Annotated in this window: 16 protein-coding genes; 5 read left to right on the forward strand and 11 right to left on the reverse strand. The window is 68.5% G+C overall.

The window, feature by feature from the left end; genetic code table 11:
- The first annotated feature begins 2 nt into the window (after positions 1-2).
- From OG521_04370 to OG521_04380, 3 genes are all read left to right on the forward strand, one after another.
- The gene (locus OG521_04370; GenBank protein ID WUW20060.1) at positions 3-1,367 is read left to right on the forward strand and encodes a glutamate decarboxylase; all 1,365 of its coding nucleotides are present in this window, start codon (positions 3-5) and stop codon (positions 1,365-1,367) included.
- 717 nt (positions 1,368-2,084) lie between these two features.
- The gene (locus OG521_04375; protein WUW20061.1) at positions 2,085-2,291 is read left to right on the forward strand and encodes a hypothetical protein; all 207 of its coding nucleotides are present in this window, start codon (positions 2,085-2,087) and stop codon (positions 2,289-2,291) included.
- Between the two features lie 24 nt (positions 2,292-2,315).
- Positions 2,316-2,645: a helix-turn-helix domain-containing protein gene (locus OG521_04380; protein WUW20062.1), complete on the forward strand. Its 330-nt coding sequence runs from the start codon at positions 2,316-2,318 to the stop codon at positions 2,643-2,645.
- Between the two features lie 52 nt (positions 2,646-2,697).
- On the opposite strand, the gene OG521_04385 is transcribed toward OG521_04380, so the two are convergent.
- From OG521_04385 to OG521_04415, 7 genes are all read right to left on the reverse strand, one after another.
- The gene (locus OG521_04385; GenBank protein ID WUW20063.1) at positions 2,698-3,990 is read right to left on the reverse strand and encodes a DUF2254 domain-containing protein; all 1,293 of its coding nucleotides are present in this window, start codon (positions 3,988-3,990) and stop codon (positions 2,698-2,700) included.
- A 28-nt stretch (positions 3,991-4,018) separates the two neighbouring features.
- A complete protein-coding gene (locus OG521_04390; GenBank protein WUW20064.1) occupies positions 4,019-5,797 on the reverse strand; it encodes a cation:proton antiporter in 1,779 nt (592 codons plus the stop codon).
- Between the two features lie 44 nt (positions 5,798-5,841).
- Positions 5,842-6,900, reverse strand: coding sequence for a cytochrome d ubiquinol oxidase subunit II (locus tag OG521_04395; protein WUW20065.1), 1,059 nt, complete (start codon positions 6,898-6,900; stop codon positions 5,842-5,844).
- Positions 6,897-8,366: a cytochrome ubiquinol oxidase subunit I gene (locus OG521_04400; protein ID WUW20066.1), complete on the reverse strand. Its 1,470-nt coding sequence runs from the start codon at positions 8,364-8,366 to the stop codon at positions 6,897-6,899. The genes OG521_04395 and OG521_04400 overlap by 4 nt, the downstream gene beginning before the upstream one ends.
- A gap of 37 nt (positions 8,367-8,403) precedes the next feature.
- Entirely contained in the window at positions 8,404-9,210 is an 807-nt protein-coding gene (locus OG521_04405; protein ID WUW20067.1) for an SDR family oxidoreductase, read from the reverse strand.
- Between the two features lie 199 nt (positions 9,211-9,409).
- Positions 9,410-10,969 (reverse strand): gluconokinase, GntK/IdnK-type, encoded by a 1,560-nt coding sequence (locus OG521_04410; GenBank protein ID WUW20068.1) that lies wholly within the window; start codon positions 10,967-10,969, stop codon positions 9,410-9,412.
- 581 nt (positions 10,970-11,550) lie between these two features.
- Positions 11,551-11,934 (reverse strand): MerR family transcriptional regulator, encoded by a 384-nt coding sequence (locus OG521_04415; protein WUW20069.1) that lies wholly within the window; start codon positions 11,932-11,934, stop codon positions 11,551-11,553.
- A gap of 179 nt (positions 11,935-12,113) precedes the next feature.
- Here OG521_04415 and OG521_04420 point away from each other — a divergent pair, with 179 nt between their 5' ends.
- Positions 12,114-13,052 (forward strand): chlorophyllase, encoded by a 939-nt coding sequence (locus OG521_04420; protein ID WUW20070.1) that lies wholly within the window; start codon positions 12,114-12,116, stop codon positions 13,050-13,052.
- A 171-nt stretch (positions 13,053-13,223) separates the two neighbouring features.
- On the opposite strand, the gene OG521_04425 is transcribed toward OG521_04420, so the two are convergent.
- Positions 13,224-13,724 (reverse strand): GNAT family N-acetyltransferase, encoded by a 501-nt coding sequence (locus OG521_04425; protein WUW20071.1) that lies wholly within the window; start codon positions 13,722-13,724, stop codon positions 13,224-13,226.
- A gap of 254 nt (positions 13,725-13,978) precedes the next feature.
- Here OG521_04425 and OG521_04430 point away from each other — a divergent pair, with 254 nt between their 5' ends.
- Complete coding sequence (locus OG521_04430) at positions 13,979-14,446, forward strand: SRPBCC family protein (protein ID WUW20072.1); 468 nt, start codon at positions 13,979-13,981, stop codon at positions 14,444-14,446.
- A gap of 95 nt (positions 14,447-14,541) precedes the next feature.
- Here the strand turns inward: OG521_04430 and OG521_04435 are convergent, their stop codons facing one another.
- From OG521_04435 to OG521_04445, 3 genes are all read right to left on the reverse strand, one after another.
- On the reverse strand, positions 14,542-14,721 hold the full coding sequence (locus OG521_04435) for a DUF6480 family protein (GenBank protein WUW20073.1): 180 nt from the start codon (positions 14,719-14,721) through the stop codon (positions 14,542-14,544).
- 236 nt (positions 14,722-14,957) lie between these two features.
- Positions 14,958-15,773: an SAM-dependent methyltransferase gene (locus OG521_04440; GenBank protein ID WUW20074.1), complete on the reverse strand. Its 816-nt coding sequence runs from the start codon at positions 15,771-15,773 to the stop codon at positions 14,958-14,960.
- 177 nt (positions 15,774-15,950) lie between these two features.
- Positions 15,951-16,109, reverse strand: coding sequence for a hypothetical protein (locus OG521_04445; protein ID WUW20075.1), 159 nt, complete (start codon positions 16,107-16,109; stop codon positions 15,951-15,953).
- Positions 16,110-16,116: the final 7 nt, after the last annotated feature.

The following is a 16,116-nucleotide window of genomic DNA, read 5'->3' on the forward strand; positions in this document are numbered from 1 at the left end:
GCATGACTATGCGCGACGACGCGGCCCTCTTCGGCAATCGGTTTCTGACCGCACCCGCCCCCTCGGACACCTTCCCCGAGAACGGCATGGCCGCGACGGATGCGATGAGGCTCGTCGATGTGGATCTCGCCATGGAGGGCGACCCACAACGCAACCTCGCCACTTTTGTCACCACCTGGATGGAACCGGAGGCTCAGCGGCTCATCGCCGAGAACCTCCACCGCAATTTTATCGACCACGCCGAATACCCCATTTCCGCCGAGATCGAGCAGCGTTGCGTACGCATGCTCGCCGACCTCTTCCACGCACCCGGCAAGACGACCGGATGCCGGACCCAGGGCTCCTCGGAAGCGATCATGCTCGGGGCGCTGTCGCTGAAGTGGAAGTGGCGCGAGCGCCGCGAGGCGGCCAGTCTCCCGGCCGACCGCCCCAACCTGGTCTTCGGCGGGGACGTCCACGTCGTGTGGGAGAAGTTCTGCCGCTACTTCGATGTCGAGCCGCGGATCATGCCGCTCGCCGAGGGCAAGTACACGATCGGCCCGGAGGATGTGGAGCCCCTCGTCGACGAGAACACGATCGGCGTCGTCGCCGTCCTCGGCACCACTTTCACCGGTCACAAGGACGATGTCGTCGGGATCGACAAACTCCTGCGCGAGATCCGCAAGGAGCGGGACCTCGATATCCCGATCCACGTGGACGGCGCCAGCGGCGCGTTCGTGTGGCCCTTCCTGTACCCGGAATCGAAATGGGACTTCCAGCTCGAGCAGGTCCGTTCGATCAATGTCTCGGGACACAAGTACGGCCTGGTGTATCCCGGAATCGGTTGGTTGATCTTCCGCGAGGAGGCCGACCTGGCCGAGAAGCTGGTGTTCTACGAGAACTACCTGGGCAAGACGGACTCGACGTTCACCCTGAACTTCTCCACCGGCTCGGCGATGGTGCTCGCGCAGTATTACAACTTCGTGCGGCTCGGCCGCCAGGGCTACACCTATGTCATGAAGTTGATGCAGGAGAACGCCCACGCATTGGCGGACAACCTGCGCGACAGCGGCCGCTTCGAGGTGATCGGCAGTGACCTTGAGCAGTTGCCTCTGGTTGCTTTCCGCCTCTCCGGCAAGCATTCCTACGACGAGTCGGACGTCGCCTGGCAACTCGCGGCCGAGCGCGGCTGGATGGTGCCGGCATACACACTCCCGCCAAACGCGGAGCGGGTGAAGATCATGCGCGCTCTGGTCAAGGAGACCCTGAGCCGCGAGCAGATCGATCGCCTGGGCCAGGACATCGCCGACGCGTGCCGCACTCTGGACGACAAGGGCGCGACCCACCGGATCGAGCGTGACCAGGTCAAGCGCGGTACCGGCTACTGACCCCTGCGGCAGAGCGGTTCGGGCCGTCGCGGTTGGCGAGTCCTTGCCATGGCGTGGACTTGTCGTCGCCAGGCCTTCACCTCAGGTGTTCGCGGCCGATAGACCCATGGCATGTTCTCCCTCTCTCAGTCTTCCGCCTCCCGGCGCAGACGCTGGCAGTTGATCTCGACCGCCACCGTGGTGCCGCTGCTGGCGTCCGGGCTCGCAGTCCTGCAAGGGCCCGCACAGGCCGCTCCGAGCAAGCCCACCGTTCCCGCCAGACCCTCGGCGACCCACAAGGTCACCCTGGTCACCGGCGACGTCGTCACCGTCACGAGCCGAAGTCCCGTTCGGCCGTCGAGCCGTCGGCCCCCCGCGGCAGCAAACTGACCCGCAGGCTGAAGGGCATCCGCGGTGCCGCGCTCGTCCCGGTCGCCACCGTGCACCGCGACGCGGGCAGGACCCTCATCTCGATGACCGAGGCCGGCGTCCTGAAGCTGACCGCGAAGCAGACCGAGTACACGCCGTTCGTCTACGACCCGACCCGACCCGGGACTATCCCGGCCAGGTGCCGAACCGGGCCCTTGTGTACAAGCCGTCCAAGCAGGACCTCGCCCGGATCGGCTACTACTTGGCCACGGACGGCAAGTTGGCAGAGGGTTACCCGTCCGACATGTCCCTCAGCCCCTCGTTCAACCTCCCGAGGCCGAGTGGCACCAGGGCACCCGCACCGAATGGGTGACCCCCGGCCAGGTCTGGAGGGAGTTCCACACCCAGGGCGTCGACGGCGCCCTTCCGTGGTCGATGGTGTCGGGCGACAACAGGTACGCCAAGGGCAGCACCACCCGTCTGGACTGGTTCGCTCCGGCGGCCCGGCCCGGCCAGCGCGAGTCCTTCGGTGTGTACAACTCCCGGTGGCAGAGCTGTATGACCTGGAACGTGTAGGCGTGGGCCTCCGCCAGCGCCAACATGCGGCTGGACGGCTACCTGCCGCGAGGCCTGCTGGACGCGCTGTTCGAGACCGTGTGGCGCACCGCGCACCCGCTCGAACTGTCGGGCACCGGCGCGGAATCCGAACCCACCGTCGAGCTCGGCGCGGAAGGCCCGACCGACCTCGACCGGAAGATTCTCGCCCTGCTGCTGGCTGGTCTCACCGACCCCACGGCCGCGACGCAGCTCGGACTCTCACCGCGCACGCTGCACCGGCGCCTGCGCCGCCTGATGGACATCGCCGGAGTCCGGACGCGGATGCAGCTCGGCGGTCACGCCGTCCGGCACGGCTGGGTGAAGCCCCACTGAGTGGGTGCTCGGTCCCGGACGGTGGCCGGGACCGAGCGGTCCGGCGCTCCGGTCACCCCGGCTGCCGGTCGGACCGGAACCTGCCGCCCACGCCCTGACTGTCGGCCGTCCGTGCGACGGCACGGCGAGCCGCGTCGGGGAAGGCCCGTTCCAGCGACTCACGCAGGAGGTCCGCCTCCGCCAGGACTGCCGGATGGTGAGTGGGCGGCAGACTGTCGAGCAGGGCGTCGAACAGCGCGCGCAGCCGTCGGCAGACCTGTACGGACGTAGCCCCGTAGTCGCGGATCTCGCAGACTGCGAGCTGGAGGTAGTCCTCCCACGCTCTCCCCCGCAGCACGAGCCGCGGCCTGCCGTCGTCGCCGGTCAGCACGTACCGGCCGGGGAGCGGGGACTGGCCGATCACGGTGAGGAACGACTCGATGTGGTTGAGGACCTGAACGGCGGTGGTGGGATCGTTGACGGCGGGCGAAAGTGCCCGGATGGCGATGTCGACGAGCACTCGCAGGGCGAAGGCCGGGTCCTGTTCGATCGTCCGCTCCGGGCCGAGCGCGATGAGGTCGGTCACGCGCTCGTCGTCGGGCGTGGACCTGCCGCCGTGGATTTCGACGAGGACGGCGCCCCGGGGGACGTAGTCACCGATCAGGTGGGGCACGGTGAACACGCAGTCGTGGCGCGTGGCGAGTGCCGAGAGGCCGCCTGCATGGAGCGCCTGGATGGCCCCGCCCGCAGTCGCGCGGACGAGGGTCGTGCGACCGTCCCGCACTGCGGCTTCCCCGCCGTGCGGGGCCGAGGCTCTGACCGCCGCTGCCCCGTGCTCGAAGACGTCCTCCCCCATACGGCCGACGAGATCGGCGATGGCGACAGGCCTGAGGTTGTGCGTGAAGCGGTTGAGATAGATGAGCAGGAGCAACAGGCTGACGGCCACAGCCATGCCGGCGAGGGTGACCCCGAAGTCGGGCACCGAATTCGCCTCGATGCTGCGCAGCAGGGAGAAGGCGAAGGCGAATGTGCCGGTGAAGGTGGCCAGCACGGTCTTCTGCAACCGGTCCCGGTACCAGAGCCGCATATATCGTGGGGACAACGTTCCGGTGGCCTGCTGAATGACGAGAACGCCGATGGTCACGACGAATCCCAGAAGGGCGATCATCGCCCCGACGATGGAGCTCAGAACTCCGCTCGCCGTCGTCGCGGAATAGCGCCAGCCGCTCGGTGGCCAGTCCGCACTGTCCGCGGTGATGGCCAGTTCGGCCAGGACGACTCCCAGCAGGAGACCGAACAAGGGTGCGATCCACAGGTTCGCTTTCACGTACTGCCGCAGCCGGAATGCGGAGGCCCAGGACATCATGATGCGCACAGTGGCTTCGTCACCTGTCTCACCGCTCGGTGCACTGCTCGACGCGGGGGATCAGCAGGACAACTCTGTCGCCTTCCCCCGGAGTAACCCGCCGCTTCTCGGTGACGGGTTCCAGCCGCAGGTCCTCGTGCACCACGAAGAGGGTCTCGCTCCCGGGCGGAAGGGGGGCGGGGGCCGGCTGGACCAGGAACCGCGCGCCCGCCTCGTACCGCGCGGCCAGTGTGTGGCGCACGAGCGATCTGCCGAAGAGGATGTCCCCACCGGTGTAAGGAGCCACGACTCCGTGACTGTCCTGGGGAGGCCCGACCCGATAGACAGGCCCTTCGACGCTGTCCTGCATCACGACAGAGGCGAGCGCGTTGAAGTCGTCGTCGTCCGTGGCCAGGAACACCGCCGTCACCCCCTCCAGGCGGGCACCCGGGTTGGTGGCGGTGGCCAGCAGATCCCCCGTGGCGAGTTGGATACCGGCGTCCGCGATCCGTTGTCGCTCCTCTGCCAGGCCCGCCCACATCAGCAGGTCCAGCCCGGCGGATCGCAGGCTCCTTCCCAGATCCACCACCCACGGCTCGCCGCCCACGAGCAGGATCCGGGTCCCGGCGGGTTTGACGATGCCCAGGATTCTGGCGACCGGTGCCGCGCTCAGGGCGTACAACAGGACCGTGCCGACGATCACGAGAAACGTGACGGGAAGGATTTTCGCGGCCCCGTCGACTCCCCTGTCGACGAGGTTCGCCGAGAATGCCGTAGCCGTGGCTGCCGCGACGATGCCGCGAGGGGCCATCCACCCGACGAAGGCCCGTTCGCCTGGGCTCAGCCCGGCGCGAGCGGTCGACAAGTAGGCGACGAGTGGACGGACCACGAGGACGAGGATGGCGATGAGGGCGAGGGCGGGGAGGAGTACGGGGACGAGGGAGGCAGGTGTGATCGTGGCGGAGATGGAGACGAACAGCAGGCCGATGATCAGCTGCGCCAGGGTCTCGAAGAAGGGGCGCCGCGCGGGCATGTCGAAACCCTTGATGTTGGTGACGGCGAGGCCCGTGACGATGGCGGCGATGAGTCCCGTGTCATCCCTGACGACGTCGGCACCGGCGGACACGGCGATCACCGTGGTCAGCTGGGCCAGCGTCCCGAGCGTCTCACCGAGCCGAAGTGTACGAAGCGTCAGCCACAGGATCGCCGTGCCGACCGCGCCGGCGGCCAGGCCCACGGCCATGCTGAGGGCGAACTGGCCGAGTTGGTAACCGCGGCCGATGTCGATCTGGTGGGTGGTGGCGATGGCGTGGAAGGTCAGGGCACCCAGGATGCCCCCGATGGGGTCGGTGAGGGTCCCTTCCCAGATGAGGATCCGGCGCGTCTTGTCCGTGGGCCGTACGAAGTCGAGAATGGGACCTACGACCGTGGGTCCGGAGACGACGAGGATCACACCGAGCATCGATGCCACTCTGAGGGGCATGTCGAACATCGCCGGTGCCACGGCGGCGGTGATCAGAAACGTGACGAGCACACCGAGCAGCAGCAGCCGTCCGACGATCCCCCGTGTCCGGCCGGTGAGCTTCCGCAGGTTGAGCCCGAGGCCGGCGTCGTAGAGGATCACCGCCACGGCCATCGACACGAGGGCGTCGAAGTTCTGCCCCATCAGCTTGTCGGGATGGACGACGTCCGTCAGCGCTCCTGCCGTGAACCCGGCGGGAAGCAGGATGATGAGTGCGGGAAGGCGCAGCCTGCTCGCCAGGATCTGCGACCCGGTGGCGAGGACCAGGGTCAGTGCGATCCCGAGGTAGATCTCGTCATCTGTCACAACAACTCCTTTCGGCAGGGTGGGCAGGAAACTGTGCTGACGGGTCAGGTGGTGCCCGCTCTGCCTCCACCCCCGGGATCGTCGCCCTGGCGCAGGTCGGCCTCACTGAGTTCTTCGAGATCGCCTCGGGTGTCGAGCCAGTACAGGAAGACGACGGCCGGTACCACGATCACCAGCGCGACCAGGGTGACGAACGCCAGCCAGGTCAGCGTGGTGGATGCGCCGGCACCTTCGGCGACGGTCATCGACGTCGGGAGGAGGTAGGGGCGCTGAGCCAGGCCCCAGGCGAGGACCGCGCAGGCGACGGCGCCGACGGCCGATGCGCGGGCCCAGCCTCCCGGTCTCCGCGTGAGCAGCCACGCCGTGTTGAGTGAGGCCGCTCCGGCTGCGATCGCGAAGGCCAGCCCCGCCCCATGAGTGAGCCCGTGCCAGATGTGCGGGGCGTCCTCGCTGGTGACGAACAGGGTGATCAGCGCGAGCACCGCTAGGGCGATGAGGCTCAGTAGCCCGCGCCGCCGGAAGTAGGCGATCAGGTGGGGCGCGTCGAAGCGGCGGGCGTCCCCTGCCAGGAAGACGGCGCCCAGGAAGGCCGTCGCGGCGACGGCGAGCAGGCCGAACATGACGGAGGTGGGGTTGGACCAGGCGTCCGCCGACGCCTCCGTTCCGAGTTTCACCCGGCCTGAGGCCACTCCCCCCACTGCGGCGCCGAGGAAGAACGGCGTCACGAGTGAGGCCAGGGCGAACACGGCACCGTAAAGCCGGCGTTCGGCGAGCTTCCGGGCCACCTTTCGGAAGGCGAAGCCGGCTCCGCGCAGGACCAGGCCCACAGCGGCCAGCGCCAGTGGCAGCCACATGGCGGAGAACACGGCCTGGAAGAGGGTGGGGAAGCCGGTCCACATGATGACGAAGACGAAGATCAGCCAGACGTTGTTGACCTCCCATACGGGTGCCATGGCGTGATCGATGAGCCATCGCGGCTGCTTGCCGCGTTCGGCGCCTCCCGCGGTCAGGTCCCAGAAGCCGGCCCCGTAGTCGGTTCCGCCCGCGCAGGTGTACGCGGCGATGGCCAGCAGCAACACCGCTGCCATCAGGTCGGCCGTCACGGCCGTTCACCCTGGGACGGGCCGGTGCCACGGCCGCCACCTGCGGGGACAGCTGTCCGGGGGCCATAGGGGCTGTCTGCCTCCGGCTCATCCGCCGGACGGCCGGCGGCCTGCTCTGCGTCGGCGAGGCGCCATCGGGTGCGCAGCTTCAGCAGGACGGCGAGGAACGAGCCGAAGATGAGCAGGTAGACGACGATCACCAGGCCGAGCATGATCCACAGGGTGGACGAGTGCGTCGCCGTGACCGCCTGAGCAACGCGCATGTTCTGGTACACGATCCAGGGCTGGCGTCCCACCTCGGTCGCGATCCAGCCGCATTCGACAGCCACCACCGAGGCCGGACCGGCGCAGGCCGCGCCGCGGTAGAACCACTTGGAGGCGGGAAGTCTGCGATGCCGCATCCAGACCAGGCCGTACCAGAGCGCGAGGAGCACCAGGGCGGAGCCGATGAGGACCATGATGTCGAAAGCCCAGTGTGCGATCGTCGCCTGGAGGGCCGTGGGCCGTTGGTCCGGCGGTACTGAGGTGAGTCCGACGACCTTGGTGTCCGGGCTGAAGCCGGCGAGGACGGAGTCGAGCAGCGGCACCTTGATGCCGCCCGAGATGGAACCGTCGGAGTGCATGCGGCCGAACAGGTACTCCGGTACGCGGGTGTCGGTCTTCCAGACGATCTCCATGGCCGCGAACTTCACCGGCTGCTTGTGGAACACCGAACGGGCGATGGAGTCGCCGAGAATGAACTGTACCGGGGTCGCCACCGCGGCGATGGTGAAGGGAACGGTGAAGCCGAGACGGTGGTAACGGTCACGACGCCCCCTCAGCCAGCCCACTGCGTAGACCCCAGCCACCACGTAGCCCGCTGTCAGCAGCATGGCCACGACGAAGTGCCAGTACTGCGGCCCGAACATCGGCGTGAAGATCGCCTTCCAGATGTTCACGTCCGTCGGCCGGCCGGCGCTGTCGAGGGAGAAGCCCTGCGGTGTGTTCATCCACGAGTTGGCCGCCAGGATGCCGAAGGCCCCCAGCAGCGCCGCGGCCGGGAGGGGCAGCCCGAGCAGGAAGTGCGTCCGGGGCTTCAGCCGCCGCCACCCGTAGAGGTAGATGGCGATGAGGACCGCTTCGAGGAAGAACGCCCAGGCCTCGACCCCGAAGCCGATTCCGAAGACGTCACCCCATCTGCCCATCATCCCCGGCCAGAGCAGTCCGAATTCGAAGGAGAGCACGGTACCGGTGACGACTCCGACGGCGAACTGGACCGCCATGACCGCCGACCAGCGCCGCGCCAGCAGGAGGGCAGTCGCGTCCTTGTGGCGCAGCCCGCGGTAGTGCATGACCAGGGTGATCAAAGGCAGGGCCACGCCCAGCGGGACCAGGATGATGTGGGAGGCCAGGGTGAAGGCCATGAGTTCCCGGGCCGGCAGGAGTTGATCCGGAGCACTCGCCAGCAGGTGGACCGAGGTGTGCATAACCGCCTTCGCAATGTTCAGGAGCCTGCGGAAGCGGTCAGCCGCCTGTTGCGAATCCGGGGAAGAGCGTCATCCCGCCGTCGACGTAGAGAGTCGTCCCCACGACGTAGTCCATGAGGTCGGACGCGAGAAGGACGACGGCGTGGGCGATGTCCTCGGGGTCCCCGATCCGGTCGTAGGGGATCAGACGCAGGAGGTCGTCCCGGGCCTGCGGCGTCTCCCAGGCACTGCGGTTGATGGGTGTCTTGATCGCCCCGGGCGCGACGGCGTTCACCCGGATCTTGTCCGGTGCGAGCTCTTGGGCCAGGGTCTGCATCATCATCTGCACGCCTCCCTTGGAGGAGGCGTAGTTCACGTGCCCCGCCCAGGGGATGAGCTGGTGCACCGAGCTCATGCAGATGATCTTCCCGGCCGCCCGGGACACCTCGGGGACCACTCCGCGCCGACGGAACTCCTTGGCCGCCTCCCGTGCGCACAGGAACTGGCCTGTGAGGTTGACGTCGAGGACCTTCTGCCACTGGGCGAGAGTCATTTCGGTGAACTTGGCGTCCCGCTGCATGCCTGCATTGGCAACCAGGATGTCGAGGGTCCCGAAATCCTGGACCGTCCGGCCCACCATCGCGGTCACCTGGGGCTCCTGCGACACGTCGGCCTCGTAGGCCACAGCGCGAACCCCGAACGAGGCGATCTCCTCCACTACCTGCTCGGCAGCGTCCCGATTGCTCACGTAGTTCACCGCAACCTGGGCGCCCGCCCGGCCCAGCGCGATGGCGGTGGCCTTGCCGATGCCCGAATTTGCGCCGGTCACCAGAGCTGTCTGGCCCTTCAGCAAGTCGGTCGGCAAAGCCCCCCACGATGCCTCGACGTGAGAATCCACGATGCCCTGTCCCCTCGCTACACCGCTCCGACCCACCCGGCCATTGCCCGGCAGGCGGGGATCAGGCAATCACCAACTCGCCGCTGAGACAGCCTGGCGGGCCGCTCTTGGGCCATCGGGCGGAGCGGTTTCCCCCGGTCGGCTCAGCCGCGGCTCCAGGCGGCGTTCAGGAGGACTGCCATGCCGTGATGCCCCATCGGAGCACATGGGTGCCGCCCGGCTCCAGGATGTCGGGGCCGCGGGCGCTGCGAAAGGCGTCCGGCGGGCAGGACATGGGCTCTACCGCGACGGCTCGGCGGCGTTCGGTCTCCGGAAGCGTGTCACCCGTGTAGATCTGCACGTATCGAGCGCCTTCGCCGAGCCGGACATCCACCCCGTGAACCCCGGAAGGGTGGGCCAGCCGTACGACGGCCACGTCGCCGTCGGAGCGGTCGAGACTGAAGGCGGTGTCCAGTCGCCGGGAGCCGATGGGGCGAGCCGTACGGAAGTCGAGGTCCGAACCTTCGACGGGCTCCCGGCCGACCGGCAGGCCCCGGTCGTCGGTGAGGAAGCGCTCCCGGGCGGGAACGGTCAGCACAACCGTGTCGACAGGGCCGGTGCCGAGTGTCAGATACGGATGCTGCCCCACGCCATAGGGAGCGGGCCCGTCCCCCACGTTGGTGGCGCAGACGACGACGTCGAGGCCGGCGGGCCCAAGCCGGTACTCGGCGGTCACGTCCAGCAGGAAGGGGTAGCCCGGCTGCGGCCGGAGTACGGTACCCAGTCGCAGCGATTCCTCGCTTCGGGCCTGCAACTGCCACGGGACCCAGCGGACGAGGCCGTGGATCGCGTTGCTCTTTTCCGGTTCGGAGAGGGGGAGTTGCAGGTCCACGCCGTCGAAGTGGTAACCGCCGCCGCCTATGCGGTTGGGCCAGGGAACGAGCAGTTGCCCCCTGCCGCCGGTGATGGGTGCATTGGCGGCGAAGCCGTCCAGCAGGGTCCGGCCGTCCACTTCGTAGTGGCGCAGGGCCGCGCCCAGTTGGACCACGACGGCTTTCTGCCCCTTCCACGTCAGGGTCCACTGGTCACCTGTCGGGCTGGCGGGAGTCCCTGCGGGCGGGACCATGGGTTCCGCGGCGCGCCCGTGGGGTGCCCCGCCGGGTGCGGGGAGGCGGAGCAGCAGCGAGGTCAGCGCGGCGACGATCGTCTCCGGCGGCTGATCGATGTCCACCACCAGGGGACGCTCGTCCGGTTGCGGTTCTTCGAAGTCGGCGATCTGGCTCTCCAGCAGGCTCGCCGGGAAGAAGTGGCCTCGTCTGTCGGACAATCGGGAGCGAATCAGCTCCGGTGCGCCATGCAGGTACACCAGGCGCATTTCAGGCCTCCCGGCGAGGAGCCGGTCGCGGTAGGCGCGCTTGAGGGCGGAACAGGTGACGACCGCCGGGTGGTGCGCGGCGATTTCGTGGTCCAGCCATGCCGAGATGGCATCCAGCCAGGGCTCGCGATCACTGTCCGTGAGTGCCTGACCGGCTGCCATCCTGGCGCGGGCGGTCGCGGAGTGGAACTCGTCCGCGTCCCGGTACGACCAGCCGAGCCGCTCGGCGAGAAGCCGGCCCACGGTGGTCTTGCCTGAGCCGGACATGCCGACGACCAGGACCAGCGAGGTCGACGGTCCGCGGACCTCGTCATGGGCGGCGGCCGTCGGTGTCCCGGACGTCAGACCCTCCGGGGGCGCGGAGCCGTGCACACGACACGCACGATCGGAACAGCGGCGAACACCCGGCCGCTGCCGTGACTCGTACGGGGTGCCGTCTGTTCTCTCGTCTCTCGCGTCATGGAGGTTCCTCCGTGTCACGGACGTCCCCGGCAGGGGACCTGTGCCTCCAATCTCGGCCACCCGGCCAGGAGGCGCATCTCGGGTGGAAGGGGGCAGGATGCCCGGGGGGAAGGCGTTCCGCTACACCTGGGCGCACGGAGTGGACGGGGGTGTCGCCTGCTCCGTCCAGATCGTCTTGCCCTCGCCTGTGAAGCGGGCGCCCGCCGGTGGGCGAGCTCGGCACAGACAGGCCGTTTGGTTTGGATCGGCGTGCGCAACCGCCGGTCGACCCAATGTCGGTCGATGTTCTCCGCCCTGCCCCCCGCGACCACAGCCTCGTGCGAGACGGCTCCCTTCGCCCCTCCGGCGCGCTGGACAGCGGCAGCAGCGCGAAGGCGGGTGACGCCGGCTCCAAGTCGAACTCGCCCACGTCACCGGCAGCTCACCGAACGTCGGCAGGGCGGCGCATATAGGTGGCGGAGAGGTAGTGGGCAAGGAGGATCACCCCAGGGCTACGAGCGCTCGCTGCACCCGCCGCAGGGGGTCCCGGAGTCCATGGAGGCGGAGGCGCCGGCGATGACCGAGTCGAGCTTGTCTCGGGTGCGCGTGAGATCGGCGATGTGCTGGTCGATGTGACCGCGCTCCGCAGCCAGGCGGTCGAGGAGTTCGGGTGTGGCCCTGCCGTCGATGACGCAGGGGGTGAGTTCTGCGATGGTCCTGCTCGACAGGCCGGCGGTGAACAGCTCCCGAACCAGGAGGATCCGTGTGACCGCGGATTCCGGGTAGTGGCGCTGGCCGCTGTTGCTGCGTTCGGCGGTGAGCAGGTTCTGCTCCTCGTAGTACCGCAGGGCCCGGGTGCTGACGCCTGTGCGGCGGGCGAGTTCCCCAATGCGCATCCCGAGCTCCATGTGATCCACGCCACAACGACTTGCCTTTGACGTCAACGTCAAGTTTTAGCGTAGCCGACATCACCCGGGGGCTTTCGCCCGATACGTCTCGGGTCGACGCCGGACGCATCCTCGACCTCAAGACCACCTGACCCGCCACCCGCACCACGCCGGAGAGAAGCACGCACATGACCACCCACCGGACGACCGGGCTCACCGGCCCCGCTCCCACACCGATCATGACGGTCAAGCCGATCGCACTGCCCGCCCCCGAGCGCGGCCAGGACCTGCACGTACGCGTTTCCGCCCCGCTCACTGGTACACGCCTGCCGATCGTGCTCCTTGCACACGGGTTCGGCTCCGACCTGGACGGCTACGCACCTCTGGTCGACCACTGGTCCTCTCACGGCTTCGTGGTGATCCAAGCCACGCATCTCGACTCCAAGCGGGTCTCCATGGCTGCGGACGACCCCCGCAGGCCCCACCTGTGGCGCTACCGCCTGCGGGACATGAAACAGATCCTGGACGAGCTCAGGACACTGGAGACATCCGTGCCCGGCCTCTCCGGCCGGGTCGATCACAGCCGCGTCGTCGCAGCGGGCCACTCCTTCGGGGGCCAGACCGCGGGCATCCTCGTAGGCCTGCGCGTCACCGACCCCCGGACCGGCACCGCCGACGACCTGTCCGACTCCCGGGTCATGGCCAGCATCCAACTGGCCACGGCCGGCAAGGGCGGCGACGAACTGACCCCCTTCGCCCACGAGAACCTTCCCTGGCTCCGCGACCAGGACTTCTCCCACATCACCGCCCCCGGACTGGTGGTCGCCGGCGACAAGGACGACCTCCCGCTCACCACCCGGGGACCCGCCTGGACAAGCGACCCCTACACCCTCAGCCGCGGCAACAAGAGCCTGCTCACCGTCCACGGCGGCGAGCACTTCCTCGGCGGCATCTCCGGCTACCGGGCCGCAGAGACCACCGACGAGGACCCCAGCCGCGTCGCCCTCGTCCAGCAGGTCACCCTCGCCTACCTACGCCACATCACCGGCATCGACGACACCGACTGGCAGATCGCCCGCTCCGTCCTCGCCGAAGGTCACCCGCTGGGGCGATTGGAGAGCAAGTGACTCTCGGCGGTTGAATGCACGCCTTCGCCCACCCAGTGCCCCACCCGCCCCGCGTGGGTCGACCACACCGGCGCCCCTCTTGGATCAAAGAAGCAAGAATCAAAGAAGCAAGATCAGGGCCCGCATCTCAACCCCCACCTACGCTCTTCGGGTACGCGCCGGGCCGCGGTCTCACTCGCCGGTGAGGTCCTTCACGTACCGGTGGGCCGGCACCAGCACCGGCTCGTCCCGGCCGGGTGCGTGATGATCGAAGAGGCCCTCGTCCCGCCAGCCCTGACGTGCGTAGAAGCGGCGGGCACGGGAGTTGCCGGCCACCACTGCGAGCCAGGCCCGCCGGTAGCCGGCCGTCGCAACCCGTTCCTCGGCGGCGGACAACAGGGCGGAAGCGACGGCTGTGCCACGGTGAGGGGCATCGACGTAGACCTGCTCGACCTCGTCACCGGCCACCATGATGAAGCCCGCCACCTGGCCGCCCACTACGGCGACGACCGTATCCATGACGCGCTGTGCGGCACGTACGTCGAACGAGTTGCGGGGGCGGGCTTCGACCAATGCGTCGGGCACGTTGCCCAGGTGGCCGTCACCCCATCCCTGGTACCAGATGCCGGCGACGGCCTCGGCGTCGCCGGGACGTGCGGGCCTCAGTTCCAGGGGGCGGATATCGGGGCTCATGGGGTCATCCAACCGCATGAGCCTCCCGGATACCGCCCCCTTTCCGCGGCAGTCGGGCCCGCCCGAGCCGACCGCGAAGCCCACGGCGTGAGCAGCAGCGCGTCGCAGCTCAGAAGGATTTCTGCGCCCGTTCGACGAGTTCTCGGGGTGCCTGGTCGGCCGGGACTGCCTGCGTCCGACGGTCGTGCACGGAGAAGGAGGACAATTGGGAGCAGTCCGGCACGACGCACGATGTGACATCACCGGGAGCAGTAGTGATCAAAGTCGAACGGATCATGCACTCAAGCCGATCGCGCGACGCGATCGTGGCCTACATGGCCGACTTCGCCCACGCGGAACAGTGGGACCCGGGCACCCTCACCTGTCGGCCGACCGACGCCGATGCGCCGCTGGGGGTGGGTACGGAGTGGCTCAATGTGTCCTCGTTCCGGGGGCGCTGCACAGAGCTTCGCTACGAACTGACGCGGATGAGCGACGACCGGCTCACCTTCGTCGGGCGCAACAAGACTGCGACGTCAACGGACGACCTGCATTTCGAGCCGCACTCCGGCGGCACCCGTATCACCTACCGCGCCCAGGTCGAATTCCACGGGATCGCCCGACTGGCGACGCCGCTCCTGAAGAGGGAGTTCGAGCGCTTGGGGGATGAAGTGTCCGAACAGCTACCGGCAACACTCCAACAGGCACTGGGCCCCTCCGCCCCCGGGCCGCAACAGCCCTGACCTGGCTACCCGCAGAGCTGCGTACAGCGGAGCGGCGGGGCGTCGGCGCGGCGGCGGGCGTCTTGTCATCGCAGGTGGGATGCGTGCCGACACCATCACAGAGCGAATATGCGGGTGACGAAGAAGGCCGCGATGAGGATCGCGCCAATGACGATGAGCCCCAGCCATATTTTGGGGTGCTCCCACATGCCTCCGTCTGCGCGCTCTTCATGGGCTTCGGCGATGCAGCCCTCTACTGGAGGGGTCTCGCCCGGAGGTACGAGGTACTGAGCCATGATTCAAGGGTGGCGCCATTCACCCGTTTGCGCACTTCCGTCCGGTCTACGGTAGTGAGGGAGCCGCCACCCAGCGTGGCCGGCGATGCCTGAAGGAGACAGCACCGAGTGCGCAGGGCTGCCCACCGATTCGGAAGGAGCCCTCCTGCCCGGCCTCGCCGTCAGCCGCGCCGCGGGGCGCTCGCAGGCGGCACCCTTCCGGGCCCGCGCGGCCGACGGCTCCTCCGGCGCGGGGGTTACGGCTTGCGTCCCACTGCCACGTACCCCGCGCTGATGATGTCCTCCTGGCCGGGCACCGGTTCACCGAGTTCGGGGTGCCAGGCCTCGGCGGCCACGATGCCGGGCTCGACCACGTCGAGTCCGGTGAAGAACGCGGCGAACTCATCGCGCTTGCGCGGCACCAGCGTGAGCGCCTTGGCCTTGTACATCTCGTCGACCTTGCGTGCCTGCTCCGGATGGAAGTCGGCGGTGAGGTGCGAGATCACCAGGTGACTGCCCGGCGCCAGTACGTCGGTCAGCCTGCTCACCAGCTCGTAGGCGCCGTCCTCGTCACTCACGAAGTGCAGCAGCGAGATCAACGAGAGCGCGACAGGACGGCTGAAGTCGAGTGTCTTTCCCGCGTGTTCGAGGATGGAGTCCACGTCCCGCGCGTCGGCCTGCACGTAGTCGATGACACCCTCCGGGGTGCCGTTCAGCAGGGCTTCGGCGTGGGCCAGCACGATCGGATCGTTGTCGCAGTAGACGACCCGGGTGGTGGGCGCCGCCTGCTGGGCCACCTGGTGGAGGTTGGGCTCGGTGGGTATCCCGGTCCCGATGTCGAGGAACTGCCGGATGCCCTGGCTTGTCAGCCAGCGGGTGGCACGGTGCATGAAGGCGCGGTTCACCTTCGCCATCACCGGGACGCCCGGTTCGACCGCGAGCATCTGCCGGCCCATCGCCTCGTCCACCGGGTAGTTGTCCTTGCCGCCGAGGAACCAGTCGTACATCCGCGCGGGATGCGGCTTGCTGGTGTCGATGTGCAGCGAGGTGGCGTCGTTCTCCGGTCGGGACATGGCGAACTCCAGAGTGCGGAAGGCAGTTGATAATCAGCTCGACGACAGAATAAGCAACTTGCGTGCGCGGCGGCGGCCCGGAACGTGTCGGCGGGCGTCCCGGACGCACTGGCGTCCGGGACGGGTTACCGGCACGCGATCGGATCGGAAGCCCCGCGAAGGGCTTTCGCCGTCCGGTCAGACCTGGTCGAGGATCCGGTCGATCAGGTACCGGGCGGCCTCGGTGACCGCCGCTGCGCCGAACCGGAGGACCAGGGCGGTGGTCAGGCGGCGCAACGACGTGGCCGCGCGGCGGGCGCGGTTGTTCCGGTGGGCGGGCTCGGACCTACGGTTCATGTCGGGC

The organism is Streptomyces sp. NBC_01463 (assembly GCA_036227345.1).
Taxonomy (GTDB): Bacteria; Actinomycetota; Actinomycetes; order Streptomycetales; family Streptomycetaceae; genus Streptomyces.

Bases quoted from the DNA above. Each gene is read 5' to 3' on its own strand.
- OG521_04370 (WUW20060.1), top strand. From the start codon at position 3: ATGACTATGCGCGACGACGCGGCCCTCTTCGGCAATCGGTTTCTGACC.
- OG521_04380 (WUW20062.1), top strand. From the start codon at position 2,316: ATGCGGCTGGACGGCTACCTGCCGCGAGGCCTGCTGGACGCGCTGTTC.
- OG521_04385 (WUW20063.1), bottom strand. From the start codon at position 3,990: ATGATGTCCTGGGCCTCCGCATTCCGGCTGCGGCAGTACGTGAAAGCG.
- OG521_04400 (WUW20066.1), bottom strand. From the start codon at position 8,366: ATGCACACCTCGGTCCACCTGCTGGCGAGTGCTCCGGATCAACTCCTG.
- OG521_04415 (WUW20069.1), bottom strand. From the start codon at position 11,934: ATGCGCATTGGGGAACTCGCCCGCCGCACAGGCGTCAGCACCCGGGCC.
- OG521_04420 (WUW20070.1), top strand. From the start codon at position 12,114: ATGACCACCCACCGGACGACCGGGCTCACCGGCCCCGCTCCCACACCG.
- OG521_04425 (WUW20071.1), bottom strand. From the start codon at position 13,724: ATGAGCCCCGATATCCGCCCCCTGGAACTGAGGCCCGCACGTCCCGGC.
- OG521_04435 (WUW20073.1), bottom strand. From the start codon at position 14,721: ATGGCTCAGTACCTCGTACCTCCGGGCGAGACCCCTCCAGTAGAGGGC.
- OG521_04440 (WUW20074.1), bottom strand. From the start codon at position 15,773: ATGTCCCGACCGGAGAACGACGCCACCTCGCTGCACATCGACACCAGC.
- OG521_04445 (WUW20075.1), bottom strand. From the start codon at position 16,109: ATGAACCGTAGGTCCGAGCCCGCCCACCGGAACAACCGCGCCCGCCGC.